Annotated in this window: 12 protein-coding genes and 1 pseudogene; 6 read left to right on the top strand and 7 right to left on the bottom strand. The window is 60.9% G+C overall.

Translation table 11 applies throughout. The features are described from left to right. Positions 1 to 54 precede the first annotated feature (54 nt). Together rlxS and NKH54_RS20085 are read left to right on the top strand one after the other, a co-directional pair. Entirely contained in the window at positions 55 to 2,022 is a 1,968-nt protein-coding gene (rlxS, locus tag NKH54_RS20095) for a relaxase/mobilization nuclease RlxS (RefSeq protein ID WP_353028779.1), read from the top strand. A 1,289-nt stretch (positions 2,023 to 3,311) separates the two neighbouring features. Further along, a pseudogene (locus NKH54_RS20085) lies at positions 3,312 to 3,706 on the top strand (nodulation factor fucose acetyltransferase NolL); the annotation flags it as partial. A 408-nt stretch (positions 3,707 to 4,114) separates the two neighbouring features. Here the strand turns inward: NKH54_RS20085 and NKH54_RS20080 are convergent. Both NKH54_RS20080 and NKH54_RS20075 read right to left on the bottom strand, forming a co-directional pair. Further along, on the bottom strand, positions 4,115 to 5,761 hold the full coding sequence (locus NKH54_RS20080; RefSeq protein WP_023704122.1) for an MFS transporter: 1,647 nt from the start codon (positions 5,759 to 5,761) through the stop codon (positions 4,115 to 4,117). Positions 5,762 to 6,309: 548 nt separating this feature from the next. Beyond that, on the bottom strand, positions 6,310 to 7,455 hold the full coding sequence (locus NKH54_RS20075; protein ID WP_023685532.1) for a trans-sulfuration enzyme family protein: 1,146 nt from the start codon (positions 7,453 to 7,455) through the stop codon (positions 6,310 to 6,312). Between the two features lie 87 nt (positions 7,456 to 7,542). Between NKH54_RS20075 and NKH54_RS20070 the strand changes: the two genes are divergently transcribed. Together NKH54_RS20070 and NKH54_RS20065 are read left to right on the top strand one after the other, a co-directional pair. After that, positions 7,543 to 8,187 (top strand): helix-turn-helix domain-containing protein, encoded by a 645-nt coding sequence (locus NKH54_RS20070; protein ID WP_353028778.1) that lies wholly within the window; start codon positions 7,543 to 7,545, stop codon positions 8,185 to 8,187. 49 nt (positions 8,188 to 8,236) lie between these two features. Beyond that, on the top strand, positions 8,237 to 8,875 hold the full coding sequence (locus NKH54_RS20065; RefSeq protein WP_023672382.1) for an FMN-binding negative transcriptional regulator: 639 nt from the start codon (positions 8,237 to 8,239) through the stop codon (positions 8,873 to 8,875). A 643-nt stretch (positions 8,876 to 9,518) separates the two neighbouring features. Here NKH54_RS20065 and NKH54_RS20060 read toward each other — a convergent pair. From NKH54_RS20060 to NKH54_RS20040, 5 genes are all read right to left on the bottom strand, one after another. Beyond that, on the bottom strand, positions 9,519 to 11,582 hold the full coding sequence (locus NKH54_RS20060; protein ID WP_023697826.1) for a carbamoyltransferase family protein: 2,064 nt from the start codon (positions 11,580 to 11,582) through the stop codon (positions 9,519 to 9,521). Between the two features lie 1,139 nt (positions 11,583 to 12,721). Then, positions 12,722 to 14,932, bottom strand: coding sequence for a xanthine dehydrogenase family protein molybdopterin-binding subunit (locus NKH54_RS20055; RefSeq protein ID WP_023697827.1), 2,211 nt, complete (start codon positions 14,930 to 14,932; stop codon positions 12,722 to 12,724). Positions 14,933 to 14,935: 3 nt separating this feature from the next. Continuing rightward, complete coding sequence (locus NKH54_RS20050; protein WP_023689394.1) at positions 14,936 to 15,394, bottom strand: (2Fe-2S)-binding protein; 459 nt, start codon at positions 15,392 to 15,394, stop codon at positions 14,936 to 14,938. A gap of 1,162 nt (positions 15,395 to 16,556) precedes the next feature. Continuing rightward, a complete protein-coding gene (locus tag NKH54_RS20045) occupies positions 16,557 to 17,459 on the bottom strand; it encodes a dihydrodipicolinate synthase family protein (protein ID WP_353028777.1) in 903 nt (300 codons plus the stop codon). Between the two features lie 52 nt (positions 17,460 to 17,511). Then, on the bottom strand, positions 17,512 to 18,744 hold the full coding sequence (locus NKH54_RS20040) for a trans-sulfuration enzyme family protein (RefSeq protein ID WP_353028776.1): 1,233 nt from the start codon (positions 18,742 to 18,744) through the stop codon (positions 17,512 to 17,514). A gap of 83 nt (positions 18,745 to 18,827) precedes the next feature. Here NKH54_RS20040 and pdxR point away from each other — a divergent pair, with 83 nt between their 5' ends. Next, the gene (gene pdxR / locus NKH54_RS20035) at positions 18,828 to 20,324 is read left to right on the top strand and encodes a MocR-like pyridoxine biosynthesis transcription factor PdxR (RefSeq protein ID WP_502901297.1); all 1,497 of its coding nucleotides are present in this window, start codon (positions 18,828 to 18,830) and stop codon (positions 20,322 to 20,324) included. Between the two features lie 158 nt (positions 20,325 to 20,482). Beyond that, complete coding sequence (locus tag NKH54_RS20030; protein ID WP_023704114.1) at positions 20,483 to 20,974, top strand: MOSC domain-containing protein; 492 nt, start codon at positions 20,483 to 20,485, stop codon at positions 20,972 to 20,974. The last annotated feature ends 3 nt before the right edge of the window (positions 20,975 to 20,977 follow it).

Below are 20,977 nucleotides of genomic sequence, written 5' to 3'. Positions count from 1 at the left end.
AGGAGGGTCTGGCGCGCAAGCCTCTGATTTTGCTGCTGGTTCATCGGAGGCCGCATGCAGGATGACGAATTCACGCCGAGGCTCGGCAAAATTGGCTCGCGCGGCTCGAAGGCGGGCAAACGCTACGCTGGCCAGGTCCAGGCCGCGGTCAACCGAGCAGGCGGCAGGAGCGGACGCGGCAGCCGCTTCATCGGAAGCCGGGTGGGGCGCGGCGGGGCTGCTGCCGCCGTTCTTAGAGCACGCGACCGCCACGCGGCGTTTCGGCAGCGGCGCGCAGTCGTCAAGGCACGCATCGTCAAGCTGGCCGGCAAGGGAGTCGACGGAGCTCGTGCGCACCTCCGCTACCTCCAGCGCGACGGCGTCACCCGGGAAGGCGAGCGTGGCGAGCTCTACGCTGCCGACAAAGACCACGCGGACGGCAGGGCCTTTCTCGATCGCGCGAACGGTGACCGTCATCAGTTCCGCTTCATCGTCGCCCCTGAAGACGGTATCGAGTATGATGACCTGAAGCTGCTCACCCGGCGCCTCATGGCGCAAATGGAACAAGACCTCGGCACCAGGCTAGACTGGGTGGCCGTCGACCATTTCAACACCGGCCATCCTCACACCCACATCATCGTGCGCGGCAGGGACGATCACGGCGAAAACCTCGTCATCGCGCGGGACTACATCTCCTCTGGCCTGCGCGAGCGCGCAGCCGAACTGGTTAGCCTCGACCTTGGCCCGCGCACCGACCGCGAGATCGAGCAGCGCTTGCGCCAGGAGATGGAGCAGGAACGCTTCACCAGCATCGACCGGCAGCTGATGCGCATGCGCGACGAGGGGCATGTCTCACCAGCCAGCCGAGACACCTTTCGCCAGACGCTGCACCAGGGCCGCCTGCGCAAGCTCGAGCGGATGGGCCTCGCCGAGGAGATGCCTTCGGGTCGCTGGCGCCTGGAGGATGATCTCGAAGCCACGCTACGCCGCATCGGCGAGCGCGGCGACATTGTCAAGACCATCCATCGCGAGCTGACCGGCAAGGGGCTCGTCCGCAGTGCCGCCGACTATCTTATCCACGATCGATCCGACGGGTCGGCCCAAACCGTGGTCGGACGTGTCGTCGGGCGCGGGCTGGCCGACGAAATCACTGACCGCCATTACCTCGTCGTCGACGGCGTGGACGGCAAAAGCCACTATTTTGATATCGGCAAAGGCGAGGCCACCCAACCGACACAAGAAGGCTGCATAGTGCGGATCAGGCCGAGGGACACCGGGCCAAGAAAAGTCGACCGCACAATTGCCGGCATCGCCACGGTCAACGACGGGCGCTACAGCATCGATATCCATCTCAAGCATGACCCCTCGGCCACCGAACGCTTTGCCGAAACGCACGTGCGGCGACTGGAGGCGATCCGCCGTGCGACCGGTGGCGTCGAGCGCGAGCCGGACGGCACATGGACAGTCGCGCCCGACCATCTCAACCGCGTCGCGGATTACGAGCGTCAACGAGCGAGGGCCCAGCCTGTTGTCGTCGACAAGCTCTCATCAATGCCGCTGGAGAGCCAAGTAGGCTTTGACGGCGCCACCTGGATCGACCAGGAGCTGGTATCAGCCCACCCTGAGTCCTTGCGCGACTCTGGCTTCGGTCGAGAAGTACGTCAGGTCCAGGCCCGCCGACAGCAGTGGCTGATCGCGCAAGGTCTTGCCCATGATGCGCAGGATCGGGTCATCTATCGCGCCAACATGCTTTCAATGCTGCGCCAACGAGAGCTGAACCGTGTTGCCAGTCAGCTCTCGGACGAACTCGGGCTCTCGTATTCTGAAGCGCAGCATGGCAATCCAATAGACGGTACGCTGCGCCGCTGCGTCGAGCTCGCCGGCGGAAAATACGCTGTCATCGAGAAATCGCGCGAGTTCACGCTGGTGCCCTGGCGGCCGGTGCTTGAGCATCATATCGGCAAGGAGGTGTCTGGCGTGGTGCGCGCCGAGGGGATTTCCTGGACGATCGGACGGCAGAGGAGCGGGCCTGGCGTTTCGTGAACTGGCTACAATTTATTTGTTCACGTTGAAACAGGTACTCAGCCCAGACGGAGTTCCTCCGCCTGCTGCTTGCTCGCAGCATTCATTTGGCGGAGAGTCAGTGTTCTGCATTTTGTAGTTCGCTCTGTCAAAAAGCGCTGGGAATATGCATCATGTTCTGCGTTGACACGGAAGCCGGGCCGACAGGTGCCGCCCTGTGGTTGCGGATCGGCTCCCGATGGCTGCCAGCTAGAAAGGTGGGCTGACTCGTGATAGCGCAAGGGGCTATGGCGGCCGCGGTACGGCGAAGCGAGCTCTGGCATCGAGGATGAAGCCGCACTTCCCGATCTTATTCTACTCGCAGGACCGGCAGACGCGGCGGTCGCCCCTGCGGGTGCTGTTGGCCCTGGCGTGAACTGGCAGTCCGTCCCGCGGGGACTTTGTAACGGAGAAAAGTCGCTGCGATGGCCCGGGTGACGATGCGGTCAGCGACCATGCCAGACGAGATCGGCAGCTTTCTGCCGCGGCACGGCGCCGGAGCCATCAGGCCGCCGCGACATCGGGTCTGGCGCACCTTCGGATGTTGGCTGGCCGCGGTTTACTTCGAGCAGCGCCGGGTGGGTCATGCGGTGCCGCTACTGGGCACCGAGGCAGCTTTGGGCATGAGACCCGTTCAATCGCGCCGGCCACGTCGGTCATCGCGACATCTGGAGTCGAGGCCAGGTCAGACCGGGAGAAAAACCTGCTCGTCGCGCGGGAGCCCCGGGTTGCGCCGTCGATCCTTCCGCCCAACTCAGCGCCGCGCGACCAGCAATAGCCCCTTGCCCCGAAACTGACGCCAAGCCGACGGACCCGCTCTGCGCATACCGATGCCGTCCGCGCCGTCGTCGGCGGAAACCAGCGAGCCGTGGACCTCACACAATCTGAGCCGCTGGTGACGATGTGCATCGCCTACTTCCATCCGCACTCCTATCGACGAACTCGCCCGCTGCCCGCGGTGATGCGAACCCGTGGATGAATATTTCGCCGAAGCCGCAGTGGGGGCTCAGCCTCGACGATTTTTTTGCCTTGCCCCGGCGGGCGGCGCAACCGAGCATCGAGACAAAAAACGGGAAAGGGAGGGCACCAGCCCGTTAGAGCCGTGGCCATGATGATGTGGGGACGATCTCCTGGAAGAAATGTGGAGATCGACGCTCTCCTGACGCGCTCATCGAAGATTTTAGGCCGCGCCGACGTGGCTGCTTGAGCGATAACACTCACTCCGGAGGCCCCAGTGCGGCTCCTTGGCCAAGCTGCTCGGCACGCCGTGAGTGTGCTTTCTTGTTTGGGGAAGGGAGACTTACGTCTACAACAATCTCGTTTCGATCTACGACGGAGAGTCGGCGAGACAAGTGTTGCTGATGTTCATTGGCTCCGTAGCAACTTCTGCAGTCACAATGCAGCTTATGTTCCTATGCTGGAGAGTTGGCCATTCAACTCGCGTAGCTCGCTTTGTTGCGGTGGAGCTTGGTCAGAGCACACTGCTGCTTTACCTGCTTCAGGGCGCCGTGTTTCGCTTCATGGATCTAATAGGGTTCGGAGAGCTTTGGGATCTCCCGAGCAGAATCGGGTTCGCCACTTTGCTTGGTGCCGCGATCGTTGTCTCCGCTTGACAATTCGCAGGATTGCGCGTGACCACGGATGGTTGTCGCGCGGCTACGCTTAATATGTGACGACGCTTGCGCCTTGTAGGCAATTGTTGCGGCCGCCCACGGCCGACATGAACGTGCTTGGCCGCACGTTTTCTAAGTGAGGCGGAAAGAGGCGCGCGACCCCTCTCCCCAGCAACCCGCCTTGCGGATTCCTCCTCTGCCCGCTTCGCAGACGGGGATACCCTCCGCCCCCTTGCTATTCGTTGCCCGCCGCTATGCAAAGGACGGGCGACCTGAATCCGTGCTCAAGCCGATCTGGCGGCAGAGGGGGGGCGGGCTGAACATGGGACCCGTGATTGACATAATTGCCGCGCGAATTCTCATGCTCGCCTAACCGGCCGGAACGATTTGCAATCCGGGCAGGCTCGACAAATCAAGGAGTAGCTCGTTCCGTGTCCAAGCCCAGACAAGTCTTGGTTATCTCACGGGCGCGATACAAAAGGCACAGGCTGGACTTGGCTGCCGGGGGCGGGGCTTGTCGACCGCTCGATTGAAAGTGAGATGCGAGGCGGAGAATCACCCATGTGCAGAGCGGCAAGGCGCTCGCCTACCTCCCTGTCATTCACCGTCAGCCGATGGTTTAGACGAAGATAGTCCGTCCATGTCGGCGTGCGGAATGTCTCGGTCCAAAGCGTCGACTTCTGAAGGTCGCGCTGGAGGGTCCAGTCCCGCGCACCGGCGCGGCTCTGAACGCGCCGCCTTTCGCGCATGCAGCTCAGAAATTCATCGATACTCTCCTCGGGTATCGAGTACTCCACCTTGATCACGATCGGACCGCTCCTGGGTTTCAAAGGGAGGGCCAGTTCTGGTGGCCTGAAGTCGACGGCCGCTTGATCCGATTCCTCCCATAGCCGCACTGGCAATAGCTTTCCCACAGCCGCGACCAGCAACAGTGCCGCGGCAGCACCTTCCAAAGCCCACGTCAGCGAATAGTACTGCGCGACAGCACCCCAGATCCAGCTGCCCGCTGCCATGCCGCCGTAGGTCAGGGCGTAATAGATGGACAGGGTCCGACCAACGACCCACCTTGGGCTTGCCAACTGCACACACACGTCGGTTCCGGTCCAGGTGACAACCCAGCCAGCGCCACCGATTGCAAGCGCGATCGCCGCCACAGCCACCGACGATGTGAGGGCCATCAAAAGGCAACACGTTGCGCAAGCAACGGATGCGAGCGTGATCAATCGGTTCTGGGACGTAATGCGTCTCAAGTAGCTGCTGCCAATGCCGGCTATGAAGGCGCCTGTGCCGAAGCCAGCCAATAGCACCCCGTAAACAATTGGCCCTCCCGCCAGCTGGTCGCGAACCAGGAGGGGGAGCAGAGCAAGGATCGAGATGCTTGACAGCCCGAATAGGGTTGCACGCACAATCGCCACTCTGATCTCTGAGGATATTGCCGTGAATCGCATGCCATCATGAATGGCCGTAGTCATCCGCTCGCGCGGAAGAGGCGAAAAGCGAACTTGCCACTTTGAGCGCAGAACAGCGCTCAACGGGACCAAGTCACTCAGCGCAGCGAGGGCGAAAGCCGTAAGGGGGCCTAGCAAAGCTAAGATTACACCGCCCAGCGCCGGTCCTATGCTCCGAACCACGTTGTAGCCCACCGACATCAGCGTCACTGCGGCGGGTATGTCGCGCTTTTCCAGGATATCGCCTACCGACGCGTGCCATGCTGGATCGTTCAAGGCAAAGCCGCATCCGGCCAAGAAACTCAGTCCCAGGATCAGCCATGGACTAACAAAGCCCAGTCCCACTGCGAGTGCCAGCGCCGTGGATGCCAGTGCGATAAGGCAGTGTCCGGCAAGCATCACGCCGCGGCGGCTGAAGCTGTCTGCAATGGCTCCAGCAAGGATCGACAAGAAGAACGCGGGCAGTGTCGATGCAGCCTGTACGAGCGCAACCATTAGATCGGAGGCTGAAATCGTCGCCATGAGCCAGCTTATAGCCACGCTCTGCACCAGCCAGCCAAGGCTGGATATCTGCGTGGCTGTCCAGATAGAACGAAAGACCGGGTTGTGAAGAGGGATCAGTGTGTTTGCCGCAAAGCGCGGAGGATCTTGACGCCGCATCACTTCTCTCCTCCACTGGGTGTCGTTCGTCCGCTCATTTGCTTACAGCGGTGCGCTCTGTGCACAGACTGCGTCACAACGAAGTTCCGAAATCGCGCTCGCAACAAGGACAATGTGACATCCATGGTGCTGATGCGCCTTGAGGTACCAACCTGGCCGTTAGCTGATGGGTCCCGCAGCCCGCTGGGTGCGGTCAGTTCTGCCCTGCGACTCTTGGCTTTGGACGGTGCTAGCGCCCCGATGGCCGGCTTGTCAAACTGCCGTAGTGCCAGCACATCCATCCCATCTGTTGACCGCGATCTCCGACGAGGTCGAGCAGCAGTAGGTCAACGGCAAATCTGGGTATTTCCGCTATCCGGTCGAGCGCGTGGCCATCGTCCGGAAACCCGAAGACGTTCATCACCCAGGCGACCACCACGCCCGAGACAATGCGACACGGCGGTAGCGGTTCACCAGAGGACGTGCGTTCTACTCAGCAGGAACATTGTTCTGCCGATCGTCGGCTGCGCCAGCCGTCACGTAAAGCGGCGCCAGAGTTCTTGCACCCGTCATTGGACTCCCGCTTTGCAGGTTTCGCCTAGGGCCTGCATCAGGTCATCTATAATGTCCTGAGGATGTTCAAGCCCTACAGAAATTCGCAGCAATCCGCCTGGCGCTTTGGACTTCGCACCTTCAACGGATGCGCGATGCTCTATCAGAGAATGCGTCCCGCCAAGGCTTGTCGCCCGGACAACAATCTTCAGGCGGCCGGCCACGGCCATTGCAGCATCGGCTCCGCCCTCGACGATAAAGGATAGCATCGCTCCGTAATGGCTCATTTGCCGCGTAGCAAGATCGTGTCCCGGATCAGTTTGCAAACCAGGAAAGAGCACTTTTTCGACGCGCGGATGAGACGCCAGGGCCTCGGCCACTTTCTGGGCGCCTTCGCAATGGGCGCGCATGCGGACCGGCAATGTCTGCAGGCCCCGCAACGCCAGCCAACAGTCGAAGGGCGCTGCGACGCTGCCCTTGTGTTTCTGGACCATCCGCAATGGGCGACCGAGGGGTGACGCGTTTGGGACAATGACGACACCGGCCATCAAATCCGAGTGGCCGCCAATGTACTTTGTCGCCGAGTGCATCACCGCGTCTGCCCCGATTTCGAGTGGCAGTTGAAGCACTGGGGTGGCCCACGTATTGTCCACCACCGCCAAGGCGTCTGCCTCGTGCGCGATTGCGCAGATGGCCGCAATGTCGACAACGCGGATCATCGGGTTTGACGGCGTCTCGACCCAGACGAGGCCAGTCCGCTTCGATGTCACCGCGGCGCGCAAAGCGTCCAAATCGCGCATGTCGACGGGGGCAAAGTCGAAGCGAGACCCAATGTCGGTCTCTTCGATCAGCGAACGAATGCCGAAATACATGTCATCCGGCAGAACGATCCGACCCGCCGACGGATGGCTCTCGAAAACTGCAGCGATTGCGGCCATGCCCGAAGCGAAGGCGATGCCGTCTCCCCCTCCCTCAAGCGTCGCCATGGCCGCCTCGAACGCATTGCGTGTCGGATTTCCATCCCTTGTGTATTCGAAGCCGGACGGAAATGACCCGTTGGCGCCTCGTTCGAACGTCGTGCTGGTGTGCAGCGGCATGGATACGGCCCCCGTGGACGCGTCGACACCTCGGCCGCAGTGGATCGCCTTCGTCTCAAAACGCATCGGTTATCCTTCCTAACGGGCAGTTGCAATTTCGTGCCGGTCATTATACTGACCGCAATACGTGAGCCGAGGACCCAAGTCAATATAATGACCAATGTTACGGAAGCGTTTGATGCCGAGCAAGCGCTTGGGCAAGCGATAGCAGCCCGGATCCGAGACTTGAGGCGTGACCAAAGCCTGACCCTGGATCGCCTGGCTAAACTAAGTGGCCTATCGAAGGGAACCGTGGTCGCGCTGGAGCAGGGTAGGGCGAACCCCAGTATCGGCATACTGTGTCGGCTGGCGGCGGCGTTTTCGCTCTCGGTGGCCGATTTGTTGAACGAGCACCCTTCCACGGTGCGCTTTCCCATCGAGCGGACAGAGACCAGGAGGCTTTGGACGAGCGCCAAGGGAAGCTCTGCGCAACTGCATTCGTCGACCTCGGGACGCACGATGTTCGAACTGTGGAGCTGGGTCATGATGCCGGGCGATGTGTTTTCCGCGGACGCTCATAGTCCGGATACGCGCGAGCTGATCTCGGTCAGTCAGGGTGCCCTGAGCGTTGTGGTAGGTATCCACGTGGAAATTTTAAGCGAAGGCGAGAGTGCGCGGCTTGTCACTGACCAACCTCACTCATATGCGGCGGCATCTGATGTGCCCGCCCACTTCACGATGGCGGTGCTTGAGCGTGGTGGACACCGAAATCCGGGGCACTCGTCGACGGCAGCGAAGATTCAGGGGCACGTTCCGTAAGGCCCCGCCGATTACTAACAACCGCACATTCGCGACAGGAGATAAACCGTTGTACGTTCCGCCTCATTTTGCCGTCCCTGATCAGAACGCCCTGTTTGACCTTATCGAGAGACACCCGCTGGGTATCCTCGTCACCCAAAGCAAAGGCACGCTGGACGCGAACCACCTCCCTTTCGAGCTTGACCGCTCGAAGGGAGACAAGGGCGTTCTCAATTGCCATGTCGCTCGCAAGAACCCAGTCTGGGAGGAAGTCGCCAATGGCGATGAGGTTCTCGTAATCTTCCGTGAGGCCGACGCTTACATCTCGCCGAACTGGTATCCGAGCAAGCATGAATTCCACAAGCAGGTGCCGACCTGGAACTATCTCGTCGTCCATGCCCACGGACGCATCACTGTCCGGGATGATGAGCGGTATGTGCGCCGCAACGTGGCGAAGCTCACTCACATGCAAGAAGCCTCGCAGCCGGTCCCATGGAAGATGGGCGACGCGCCGAAGGACTTCATCGACACGATGGTCAGGGCAATCGTCGCCTTGGAGATCGAGATCACCGGCCTGGTTGGAAAATCAAAACTCAGCCAGAACAAAGAGTTGCGCGACATTCAGAACCCTGGCGAAATGCTGCGTGCCCAAGGGGCCATTGCGATGGGAGAAGCGATGCTCGCGGCTGCGGCGGTCAAATCCCAATAGCATGTGTCTTGTCCCGACAAAGCCGCTGGTGCCGGCTTCCCGACGGGTCACCTAGTCCGCCTTGACGCACGGCAATAGCGTTTGACGGCCTGAAGCGACGCTGTGGTCACCCTTGTGATGCTTTTCCACGCGCCTGGTCAGGCGACAGGATTGCTCCGTCGTGAGGACAGGCGGGAGTTTGCAGGTTGCGGTGGGCGGGTTCGTTTCCGGCGCCTGCGCCCCGTCGTATGTCGCGAGTTGAGGAATGCGATCGAGGGCGATGTGCAGGATGCGCTGCGGGACGTCGTCGGCTGGCACAGACGGACTTCCGATTTCACCTCGACCACCCGCGCAGCGGTTTTGAATGAGGCGCAAACGCACGCGTGTCGAATTGGGCGATTTCCCTTGGGCGCCGAGCTCGACCATGCGCGATGATGCGCTCGACGCAGCTCCAGCTGGCGGCGCCTTCAACGAACTCCTTGAACCTGCAGACCTTGCCCGAAAGCACTTGCTCTTACGGGAGATGATTGGCTTTGTCGCCGAAGCGACTGATGGAGATGTTGGTGGGCGCCGCCGCGTAGGCGACGACCCCGTAATCACAGCGGGAGCTCGCAGGCGGGGTCGACAAACACCCTTGATTGGCCGAGCTTGAGGTGCATCTCTATCAGGCTGATTGCTTATTGGGCTGGTCCAGCGTTTGATCGGACCCATGATCCATCCGACCAGCTTGTGAGGGATGCAACCGAACCAGGCGCTGCTCCCACAGTCTTCGCAGGCCCTCCATTAGAGCTGCATGCCTGGCCTGATCCGGCTCAATCATATTGAGGTGATCTCGCAACACGGCTTCGCCATCGATCCGCATCAGTAGATTAAACAAGTCGTTTGAAATTCGCACACTGTCAATGCTGGAGTGGTTCGGAATAATCTCGCAGACAGTCTCCTGATGATCTCGCGCTGTGTAAGCACGGGTTTGATGGAGGGAGACTGAGGGAGGCAATGAAATCGCAAGCGCAGTCCAATCCTGCAGCGTTGCAGCCCGTTTTTTTACCAGGAAGGGCCCGACCACAAGTCCATCCAGCTCTGTCGTCAAAAATGTGGCAATCGCGTCTGCAACCGTATCCACGATCGGTTCAGCATTGTTGTTAAAGGACGTATTGAGCAGAATTGGAGTGCCTGTCCGCTTCTTGAAGGCATTGATGACCTCCCAGTAAGCTGGGTTGGCATCGCGCGATACTGTTTGCAGCCGAGCCGTACCGTCGACGTGCGTAATGGCACCCAACAAGGCGCGCTTTGAGTCACGCACGCGAACGACGAAATTCATGAATGGAAATTCGTGCTTACCGTCCGGGAGGTCGAAAAATTCGCTCGCATCCTCTTCCAGCACAGATGGTGCGAAAGGCCTATAGCCTTCGCGCTTCTTGACCATGGCATTGATCCGGTCCTTGTTTGCAGCGGGCCGAGGGTCGGCAAGAATGCTGCGGTTGCCCAGCGCACGTGGCCCAAACTCCGAACGACCCTGCACCCAGCCGATCACGGCGCCGTTGGTGATCCAGTGGGCTGCACTGCTCGCTACGTCATAAGAGCGTTCAACCTCGAGATGTCCGGACCATGCATTCAGTTCCTGTTCCACGGCGCGGTCGCTCCCGAGATCAGGACCCCAATAGACCTCCTGCAGTCGCTCACGCGGCGCGGGGCGGCCCATCTCGTTAGAGACTATCAGCGCAGCTCCCAATGCGCAGCCAGCGTCGTGAGACGCGGGTTGCACGAAGATGTCTTCGAAAAGCCCTGAATACAGCAGCTTGCCGTTCATCGTGCAGTTGTGGGCTACCCCTCCCGCCAGACACAACCGCTTCATGCCGGTGGCCTCACGGTGGTGCCGGAGAATGTGGAACACGATCCGCTCAAGCGCTTCCTGCAGTGACGCACTCACATCTCGATGCTGCTGGGTGAAAGGCATTCCCTTTCGCCTGATCTCGATGTTGCGGAGCAACGCCGGACCGATGCGGTCGAGGTGAACACGGTAGCCACCGTTGGCGGAGAGCTCGTACAACTGCTCGAAGAGCTCGCGATAGGGAGCGGGGTCGCCATAGGGCGCGAGTCCCATTACCTTATACTCGTCGAACATGCCGTAGCCGAGACAGCGGATCGTCTCGAGATAAAACAGCCCAAGAGAATTGTCCTCCGGGAAAGCCTCGATTTGCGTAATTTCTGTGCCAGACCCTACCGCCACAAGGCCCGACAGGAAATCACCACAGCCATCAATCGCTAGAATGAGACTTTGTTCGAAGCCCGACATTGCAAAGGCGCTCACGGCGTGCGCCTGATGATGACCTACGAATGAAATACGCGAACTGTCCAACTTAGTGCCGAACTCACGCGCTAACAGGTTCTGCACCAACATTTTAGCATCCAACGGAGTGGAGAGAATGTCCGGTTGGGAAGCGGACATACCTTCAAGCATGGCGTTGGCATAGGGCTCGCTGGCGTAGACCGCGACACGATCAATGTCGCTGAGCTGAACCCCGGCCGTCGAGAGACAGTATTGAATCGAACCACTTGGCAGCTTGTTCGAGTGCTTGATTCGATTGAGGCGTTCCTCTTCTACGGCGGCTATCACCTTTCCGTCTCGGACGAGCACCGCGGCGCCATCGTGCATAAAGGCGTTCGGACGCTCGAATCGGTTTTCATGGACTTGGTCAAGTCCGCCGCTGATTCCTAGGCACAGCATTTCTTTCTCCAAATAGTAACGGGAAGCCAAGTTGGCTTACCTCGACTGTTTCCAACTAAATAGGCGTGTTGTCGCCTGCAGCTGCGACCGCCCGTCAGGCATCAGCGGCATCGAAGAAAGCCTCATAAACGATCAATGAGATGCTTCGACTGTGACGCCTACAGTGCCATCACGCCGAGAGCTTGGCTGGATCATCCAATCCTGAGCGGCTGCTGACATGTATCCGGCAATGTCGTTTTCATCGGCAGAACCAACTTGCGATGCCGCCTGTTCTTGGGAAGGGCGGCCGTCGACGAATAACAGTACCGCCCCCGTGAACTGGCCCGATTTCATTCTCCGAAGCGACCATGGTCGCACCGCCCGACATTGTCGGCCAGTTGCAACTCACTTTCTCGGCACGACCTCCACTGCACGTCAGGGCGCATGGAAGATTTTCTCCTTTGGATTATTCCTAAGGCAGCTTTCGTCACGCGATAGAGCAGCGTGTGATTGGTGCGTGAGGCTCTTTTTTGTCCATGCACGATTCCGGAAGGGTGATGAAATCGATTGTTTTGATCAAAGTCATCCACGCTATGAATAACAGCCGCAGCACATGCGTTTTCAAAGCGCTTCAGGCTTCCCGGATGGCTACTCCGATGTGAAGCGCATGGCATTCCAAGCGCTCTGTCAACCAAACGATGAGTATCGGCGTCGACCCTCATTGCCTTCGTCTTCGCGACTCCGTGACAGCGGCTGGCATTGTGTTTGTAGGGCATCGGGCGAAGATCATGTCGATCGGCCATCTCGCCTGCCTATTGACAAACCCTTGAACAATGATCCACGCACCAGCGCGATTGTGATCACGGGCGCCTCTGAGCTCTGGAGGTTCGGTTTTCTGAGGGTTCCTGGGTCTCCGAAGCGATGGAGGTAGCTAGCCTTCCTGGTGCTATACGGTTGTGCTCTTCATGGAGTGGACGCATTTGCGTCTCGAAAGCGGTTCTTCAGTGGAACCGGCGCCAAGGCCCGTCTGTGGTCGTTCAGAACACGGGGTGCCGTCTCCAAACCGGATATTGGAGCGGGCAGCCGCCGGAATTTGACCCATGGAAATGAGCGCCTGTCAGGAGGCGTTCGAAAACGGCGCGATCTTCATCGCGGCTGTTTCATGGTGTCATTCCTGACATGTTCTTTATAATCGGCAGCTTGCGGATAGTCTTGCCCGTCGCCGCCCGTAGCGCGTTGGCGACGGCCGGGCCGATCGGCGGCACACCTGGCTCACCAACTCCCGTGGGCGGCTCCTCGGACGGCACAATGTGCACCTCGACTCGCGGCATCTGCTCGATCCTGAGCGGTGTATAGGTATCGTAGTTCTCTTGGTCTACGACACCGCCCTTCAGGGTCAGCTCCTCCTGGAGGATCGCACCTAGCCCGAATCCGATACCGCCCTCCATCTGAGCGCGAATCTGGTCAGGATTTATCGCGGTGCCGCAATCTACCGCGCAGACGACGCGGTCGACCTTGAAACCATTTTCATCGTTGAGGGTGATCTCCACCACATCGGCGACATAGGTCGAGAGGCTTTCATGCAGGGCCACGCCGCGGAAACGGCCTTCCGGCAGAGGCTTGTCCCAGCCTGCCTTCTCAGCAGCCACTTTAAGCACGGCGGCATGCCGTGGATGGTGACCGAGCATTGACAAGCGGAAGTCGACCGGATCACGGTTCGCAGCGGCGGCGAGCTCATCGATCAGGGTTTCCACCGCGTAAGCGGTGTGGGTGGAGCCTACCGAACGCCACCACAGCACCGGGATGTTCACGTCCGTGGTGGTCAGCTCGACCTTCAGGTTCGGGATCGCATAGGGCAGGTTGGTGGCGCCCTCTACGGAGGTTGGATCGATGCCGTTCTTGATCATCGCCGCAGAGGTCGAACCGCCCAAGACCGATTGACCCACGATGTGGTCATGGAGAGCGACGACATTGCCTTTCTTGTCAAGCCCCGCCTTGACTGCGTGCACATAGGCCGGCCGGTACCGCCCACCCCGCATGTCATTCTCGCGGGTCCACTGCACCTTCACTGGCTTGCCGCGTCCCAGTGCACGCGCTGTGGAAACAGCTTCGATAATGACATCTGCATCCAAGACCGCGCGGCGGCCGAAACTGCCGCCGGTCTTCATCACGTGCAGCCTCACCTTGTCCGGCGTGGTGCCGCCTACCTGAGCGGCAGCCGCCTGATAAAGGTCGGGCATCTGGTGTCCGCCCCAGACATCGATGGTGCCGTCTTCGTTGATTCGGGCGGCCGCGTTGAGTGGCTCGATCGAAGCATGGACAAGATAGGGGAATTCGTAGTGCCCCTCGATGATTTTCTCAGCACTGGCGAACGCTGCGGGAGTGTTACCGTCGTCGCGCGCGGTGGCCGCGCCCAGATCGTCTGCTGCCTTGTTGTATTCGGCCATGATCTCGGCCGTGCCGCGCTCTTCGGCCTTCTCCTCGTTCCAGGTCACCTCCACGAGGTCGCGGCCCTTCAGCGCCGTCCAGGTGTCCCTGCCAACCACGGCAAGGCCTCGCGGCGTCTGGACGACATCGACAATGCCGTCGAGTGCCTTGGCCTTGGTTGCGTCGAAGCGCTCGATCTCGGCGCCGAACTTCGGCGGATGGATCATAACGGCCGTCTGGAGTCCCTCCATCATGAGGTCGATCGTGTAGGTCTGCGCGCCGTTGGTCTTGCCGGCGGAATCGTAGCGCTTGAGGCTGTCCGATCCGATCTGGGCCCACTTGTCGCGCGGCTTTAGCGGCACGTCGTCGGGAACCGGCATTCCCGCTGCGGCTTCAGCCAGGTCACCGTAGCGCGCCTGCATCCCTGAGGCGTGCGACACGACCCCGGAAGCGACTTTGATCTCGCCGGCTGGCACGTCCCACCGCTGCGCCGCGGCCGCCACCAGCAAGGCCCGTGCGGCAGCACCCGCCTTGCGGTAGCGTTCCCACGACGAGCCCATCGACGTGGAGCCACCAGTTGCCTGTGCGGCCCCGCCCCAGGCGAGATTGCCGTAGAACGCGGTATTGCCATATCCGCCGACCACGTCCACCTGCGCCCAGTCGCCGTCGAGCTCTTCCATAACCAGGGTGGCGATGCCGAAATAGGAGCCTTGTCCCATCTCGAACTGCGAGGAGTGGATGATGATTCGGTTCTCCTTTGTGATCTCGACATAGGTCTGGAAGGGGTTCGCCGGAACCTTTGCAGGGGTCGTTTGTGCGATGTCGGGCGCGGCCAGCACTGGCCGGTAGCCCACTGCGAGGCCGCCGGTGGTAACGCCCGCGCCGACGAGGAACCAGCGGCGCGTGGGCCGCACGGCAGTATGCTTCGAGAGAAACTGCGACATGCCTCAAGTCTCCAGCCGGTTGGCGGTCTCGTGGATGGCCGCGCGGATGCGATGATAGGTGGCGCAGCGGCAGAGGTTGCCGCTCATCGCCGAATCAATATCATCGTCCGTCGGCTTAGGCGTTTCTGTAAGGAGGGCCACGGCCGACATGATCTGGCCAGACTGGCAATAGCCGCATTGAGGTACGTCGAACTCGGCCCACACGGCCTGGACCGTTTCGCCTATCTTGCCCGACACACCCTCAATGGTGGTGATCGAGGCTCCTTCGATGTCGCCGACTGCGGTCTGGCACGAGCGCGTCGGCATGCCGTTAACGTGAACCGTGCAAGCGCCGCACTGGGCAAGCCCGCAACCGAATTTCGTTCCCGTGAGTCCGATGACGTCACGGACCGCCCAGAGCAGCGGCATCTCTGGATCGACGTCGAGTGTTCGCGCCTCGCCATTGAGGGTAAAAGCGACCATTGCTTGCTCTCCTTGTCCTGAGCTGGCTATCTCGTTGAGCCTCCGCCCGCCTGGCAACCGAGCTCTTGTTGCTGAGGCCTATCGACCACACCGTAGGAACGCGCAGCTCAAGCAACAAGCCGCTAGGTTGGCGAGTTACGAGATCGTGAAGTGGGTCGTGTCGAAAGGCTGGAGGCAACTGAATGTCATTTTTTGGGCGGACAGGCCGCTTTAGGCTGGGTTACACGAGACTGGACATTCGGGTCGTCGCGAACATCGACCGCTGGTCGGCCGCGTCCGGCAGGGCCCTGATTGGCTACACGAAATGAAATGGGACTATTATCGATGGGGGCCTACCTCGACCCGCAACCTCCACGACTGGACCCTCAGGTTTCCGGCTATCGTCCCGGGCGGTGGCCGAGCTCGGCGCCTCGGACGCGATAATAGGCGGTGAGGCGTTCGTCGTTGACCAGAAGGCTTGTCGCGCATTCCCAGTCTTCAGCGGGCTCTTGGCCGCGGCGGGAGACGTCAGGACCATGCTTGCCGGCTTCGACCTGCTCAAGATCGACGGCGAGGGTCTTCGCGATCGGCCACTCGTCGATCGGCGCAAAGCGCTAGTTAACCTGCTGAGACGCCGCCAAACGGCATCGTTCTGAGCGACGAGATCAGCGGCGGCAGCGACATTCTCGCGCAAGTCTGCCAGTTCGGCCTCGAGGGCACCGTCTCCAAGCTTCGTGTCAGTCCATATCGATCCGGCCGGCGCTAAGAATGGGTGAGACAAAATGCGTGCTGAGTGGTGAGTTCATCGTCATCGGCTGCGAACCCGGCAACAGTTACGGCGGTCGGGAAGCGTGCTCTGGCGAATGTCGAGGACGGAAATCTGGTGTTCGCCGGCGGCATTGGCACCGGCTTCAATGCGCGCACCGGGCCGGAAGTAAAGCGCCGGCTCGATGCCATTCCAATGGATAAACCACCGATTCCTAGTTTGAAGGCGAACGGTGCGGCATGGGCGGAGTGCCCTGCGCAGTCTGTACCTCCGCAGTCGATTGTCGAGTTCGAAGGGGGTGTGATTGGCGTCGAGACCGCTCCAGCCATGGCTATCAGCACGCCGAGTGCGTTGTTTTCGATCAGTTCTCGAAATGAGCGGGTAAATACCTTTCACTTGCCGAACGGGGTTTGCTGTTCACCGGCTGGCATCCGATGGCAAACCTTTCAACGCGGCGGCGATCTGGCGCTTCGCTGCTGGGGGCAGAGGCAGGATGGGACGCGGGGGTTCGGCACTGCAAACGTCGAGCAATTCAGCGAGTGCATAGACGACGCGAAGGCTCGAGAACTCCTTGAAGAGGCTCCAGATCGGGACCAGCGCGGCATTGATCCGTCGCGCTTCGGCCGCATCGCCCTGTTGCGCCGCTGTGACGATCGTCATGCAGACCTCGGGCAGGATCCCCGCGAGGACGCTGTACCATGTGTCGGCGCCGGCGATCATGGCCTCGGCGGCGTTCCAGTCGCCGCTGTAACCAATCGAGAACCCTTCCGGCAGTGTGCGCCTCTGGGCGGTCAGGTGGTTCTTGATCGCATCGCTTTTGTCTGTCGGATTCTTGATGGCGACAATCCCAGCCACCTTTGCCAGGCGGCTGACAAGGGGTGGACTGAAATGGAAATGCGTCGTTCCTGGATTGTCGTAGACGACGATCGGCAGGCCACTTTCGCGCGCCAAAGTGGAGAAATGATCGAGCACCTCGTCATCAGTAAGCGGGGTGTAGGAGGCGGCGGCAAGCAAACCCGCAGCTGCTCCAAGGGCCTTGGCGTCTTGCGCGAGCCCCACGGCTTCATCGGTGCGCAGCGCGCCCACACCCACCACGACCGGCATTTGCCCCGCCGTTTGGTCCAAGGTCTCGGAGAGCGCCCGCCGCCGTTGCTCGCGCGACAGATAGATGTATGTGCCGGTGCTGCCGAGAAGACCGATGGAATCGACCTGAGCAATGCCAAGCCGAGCAATCAGCCTGCGCAGGGCAACGCTATCGACGCGGCCGTCACGATTGGTCGGGGTGATGGGGAACGCGGAAAGACCGCTCAGGAATGCCATGGCAAGGCTCCAGATCTATGTGTGAGCGCAGAGGTGGCCGCACGCCAGGTCATTACAAGACGTCCAAAGCCCGCCGCAGATCGGCGATCAGGTCATCAGCGTCTTCAAGCCCCACCGAGAGACGCATGAGATCCTCGCCGACTCCATCGGCCAAATGGGCATCCTTGCGGATCGGCTGCCGAGCACGGGTGAGGCTTGCTGGATGATAGATGAGGCTGTCGGCATCGCCGAGGCTGACGGCGCGAATGATCAGGTTGAGCCGGTCCATCATCCGGCGCGCTCCTTCGTATCCAGCGTGGAGGCCAAAGGCCAACATGCCCGATCCGTTGGACATCTGTTTTCGCGCCGTCACCTGATCAGGGTGCGAGTCGAGGAACGGATAACTCACAAATGCCACCGCCGGGTGCGCTTCCAGCGCCCGAGCCACCGCAAGGGCTGTGGCGCTGTGCCGTTCCATACGCAGCGTCAGCGTCTTGAGACCGCGCAGGATCAGGAAAGCTGACATGGGCGAGAGCGCTGCGCCGGTGATGTAGCGCAGGCCCGTTTCATGCAGCGTACGGAGCGTCTGGGCGTCGCCGAGAAGCGCCCCGCCAAGGGCATCGCCATGACCATTGATGTACTTGGTCATCGAATGGAGCACGATGTCCGCCCCGTGCTCAAGCGGTCGCTGGAGCGCGGGCGAGGCGAAGGTGCTGTCGACTGCAACCCTTACACCGCGCGCGTGAGCGCGCTCGGCAATTGCCGCTATGTCGAGGATGCGGCTCAGCGGATTCACCGGCGTCTCGAAGAAAACCAGCCGCGTCCGCTCGGTGATCGCAGCATCGAGATTGTGAGGATTTGACAGATCGACCGCGACGACCTTGATGCCGAAGCGGGGGACCGCCTGTTCGACCATGGCAAGCGTGTTCGCATAAAGCGTCTTGTGGACGATGAGTTCATCGCCCTGGGACAGGAGCGACAGGATCAGAGTGCCGAAGGCCGCCATCCCCGAGGCAACAACCAGCCCTGCCTCGGCTCCTTCCAGATTCGCGAGCCGCTGCTCGAGGATCTCGGTCGTGGGATTGTATTCGCGCGCATAGAGCCTTCCACCTAGGGCGGCGGCGGCATCGTTTGCTGCCACGCTTTCGAACCCATAGGTTGACGTCAGGAACACTGGCGGCTGGACGGCATTGGAAAAGCCGGCCGGATCGTAGCCATGATGGATCGCCCGGGTGGCAAATCCGGGGCTGGTGCGGTTGAGCGACCCCGTGGGAGTATCGGTTTCGGATTGAAGGGAGCTGGTCATTCGGCCTCTGCGATCTTTCTTGGGGTTCCGAAAGATTGACGGCAACCTGGCCAATGTGAAATATCCAGTTGGCGATGAAAGAGATGGTCCAGTCTTCAAGTGCCGGGTCTGCAGCGCGCTCGCATGCGATGGGTGCACGCCAGATATACGAAGCCCTTCGCGAGCAAATCCTCGGCGGCGTCTACGAAACCGGCAGTCAGTTGCCATCCTCCCGGGCCCTGGCAAATGACCTCGGCGTTTCGCGAACCACGGTGACGGTCGCCTATGAGCAACTGGCTGCGGAGGGTTTCATCGAAGTCCGTCAAGGCGCACGACCTCGCGTTGCGTCTTCGTTGATGGGCCATGGGACGGGGCGCACTCACGCGCAACGGGTCGGCCCAATCCACCTGTCCGCATATGGCGAGCGGCTGCGCGCGACGTCACCCTGGCCAGATTATCTGCCGACTGGGCTGAAGGTCGAGTTCCGCTATGGCGACCTGGCACCGTCGGATTTCCCTTCATTGGTCTGGAAACGCGCGATGAACGAGGCGATGGGGCAGCGCCCGCTGCGTCTTGCCTATGACGATCCTCGCGGCTCGCGCCGGCTTCGCCAGGCGCTTCAGGGCTATCTCTGGCGCGCCCGGACCCTGAGCTGCGACCTCGACCAGATCATAGTTGTGAACGGTTCGCAGCAGGGCCTTGATCTGTGCGCGCGCCTGCTTCTCGATCCCGCCGACCGTTTCGTCATCGAGGATCCGTGCTACAGGATGGCGCGTCAGGTCTTTGCCAGTACGGGTGCCTCACCCATCCCGGTCATCGTCGACGAAGACGGGATGAGGACCGAGTTGCTAGCGGGGATCGGAGCACGACTGGCTTATGTGACGCCATCGCATCAGTTTCCGCTGGGCGGCGTCATGCCGATCGCGCGCCGCCATCAGCTTCTGAAATGGGCGCGGCACAACAACGCCTATGTGATCGAGGACGACTACGACAGCGAATATCGCTACGACATCAATCCGGTCCCTCCGCTGCACAGTCTCGAGGACCACGGGGCTGTCATCTACCTCGGCACGATCTCCAAAACGCTCTCGCCGATGCTGCGCATCGGCTACCTCGTCGTCCCGCCCGAATTGCAGGAGGTCTTCGCAACCGCCAAACAATTCGCAGACCGGCATTCGCCGGTCGCTGAACAGGAAGCGCTGGCATCGTTGATCGAGAGCGGCGGCTACGAAAGCCATGTGCGCCGTGTGCGCAGGCTGAACGGCGAGCGTCGGGAAACGTTGTTGGGTGCCTTGCAGCACAGCTTCGGGGATCGCATCACTGTCCAGGGAGCAGATGCGGGACTGCACGTCGCGGTTTGGTTCAATGACCTGCCACGATCGCGGGAAACGGCCTTGGTCGAATCCGCCCGCGACGCTGGCCTGGGGCTACACCTGATCTCGCCGCTCTACGAACGGCCATCGGACGAAGGCCGCACCGATCGCGTCGGACTTGTCATGGGCTATGCCGCCTTGAGCATTCGGCAGATCGGGAAGGGCGTTGAGGTCCTGCGAGAGGTTGTCAAGCAGGTGCAAGACGCGATGCCGGCGCGGAACAACTGAGCCGGGGCGACGCCGAAAGCTGGCGCTGAAAACGGTCCGAGGGCCCCCCGTATTTCTTTCCAAACAGCCAACTGGACCGGGAAAATGCCATGCAACTGGCGCTGTTGATCAGGCCAGTTTTGCAGCAGGTTTCCACGGACGAATTTCCGAGAGCGATGATGACCTGGCGAGGAAAGCTGCTTCACGTCCATATCGCGCCTGCCGCCTCCTATGAAATGGAGGAGCTGGCGCAGGCGCAGCTTATTGCCGGCCAAGGCGTTGTCGGAGACCGCTACTACCTGGGGACGGGGACCTATTCCGCGCGTCCTGACGTTCGCGAAGTGACGCTGATCGAAGCTGAAGTCTTGGACGCCATCGCCCAGGGCGAACCCAGAATTCCGGGCTTCAAGGCCAAGCTCGCACCCGAAGATCACCGGCGCAATCTGACGACACGAGGCGTTCCGCTTAGCCATCTTGTCGGCAAACGCTTCCGGGTCGGGGAAACGATTCTCAGGGCCGCCCGGATGAATGTGCCGTGCAAGTATATCGAGGAGTTGCTCGGGCTTCCGGGTCTCTACGAGGGGCTTCTGAACCGCTCCGGCCTGAACTGCACAATCGAGGTCGGGGGCGTGATCCGCCCCGGTGATCTGATCTTGCCCATCGACGAGTGAAAC

Source organism: Mesorhizobium sp. M1004 (genome assembly GCF_040318795.1).
Taxonomy (GTDB): Bacteria; Pseudomonadota; Alphaproteobacteria; order Rhizobiales; family Rhizobiaceae; genus Mesorhizobium.
The sequence above is the reverse complement of the archived record's forward strand: the minus strand, read 5'-3'. Positions and strand labels throughout refer to the sequence as shown.

What these genes read in the sequence shown, in the direction of transcription:
- rlxS (WP_353028779.1), top strand. Translation starts at nt 55, where the DNA reads ATGCAGGATGACGAATTCACGCCGAGGCTCGGCAAAATTGGCTCGCGC.
- NKH54_RS20080 (WP_023704122.1), bottom strand. Translation starts at nt 5,761, where the DNA reads ATGCGGCGTCAAGATCCTCCGCGCTTTGCGGCAAACACACTGATCCCT.
- NKH54_RS20075 (WP_023685532.1), bottom strand. Translation starts at nt 7,455, where the DNA reads ATGCGTTTTGAGACGAAGGCGATCCACTGCGGCCGAGGTGTCGACGCG.
- NKH54_RS20070 (WP_353028778.1), top strand. Translation starts at nt 7,543, where the DNA reads ATGACCAATGTTACGGAAGCGTTTGATGCCGAGCAAGCGCTTGGGCAA.
- NKH54_RS20060 (WP_023697826.1), bottom strand. Translation starts at nt 11,582, where the DNA reads ATGCTGTGCCTAGGAATCAGCGGCGGACTTGACCAAGTCCATGAAAAC.
- NKH54_RS20055 (WP_023697827.1), bottom strand. Translation starts at nt 14,932, where the DNA reads ATGTCGCAGTTTCTCTCGAAGCATACTGCCGTGCGGCCCACGCGCCGC.
- NKH54_RS20050 (WP_023689394.1), bottom strand. Translation starts at nt 15,394, where the DNA reads ATGGTCGCTTTTACCCTCAATGGCGAGGCGCGAACACTCGACGTCGAT.
- NKH54_RS20045 (WP_353028777.1), bottom strand. Translation starts at nt 17,459, where the DNA reads ATGGCATTCCTGAGCGGTCTTTCCGCGTTCCCCATCACCCCGACCAAT.
- NKH54_RS20040 (WP_353028776.1), bottom strand. Translation starts at nt 18,744, where the DNA reads ATGACCAGCTCCCTTCAATCCGAAACCGATACTCCCACGGGGTCGCTC.
- pdxR (WP_502901297.1), top strand. Translation starts at nt 18,828, where the DNA reads ATGGTCCAGTCTTCAAGTGCCGGGTCTGCAGCGCGCTCGCATGCGATG.
- NKH54_RS20030 (WP_023704114.1), top strand. Translation starts at nt 20,483, where the DNA reads ATGACCTGGCGAGGAAAGCTGCTTCACGTCCATATCGCGCCTGCCGCC.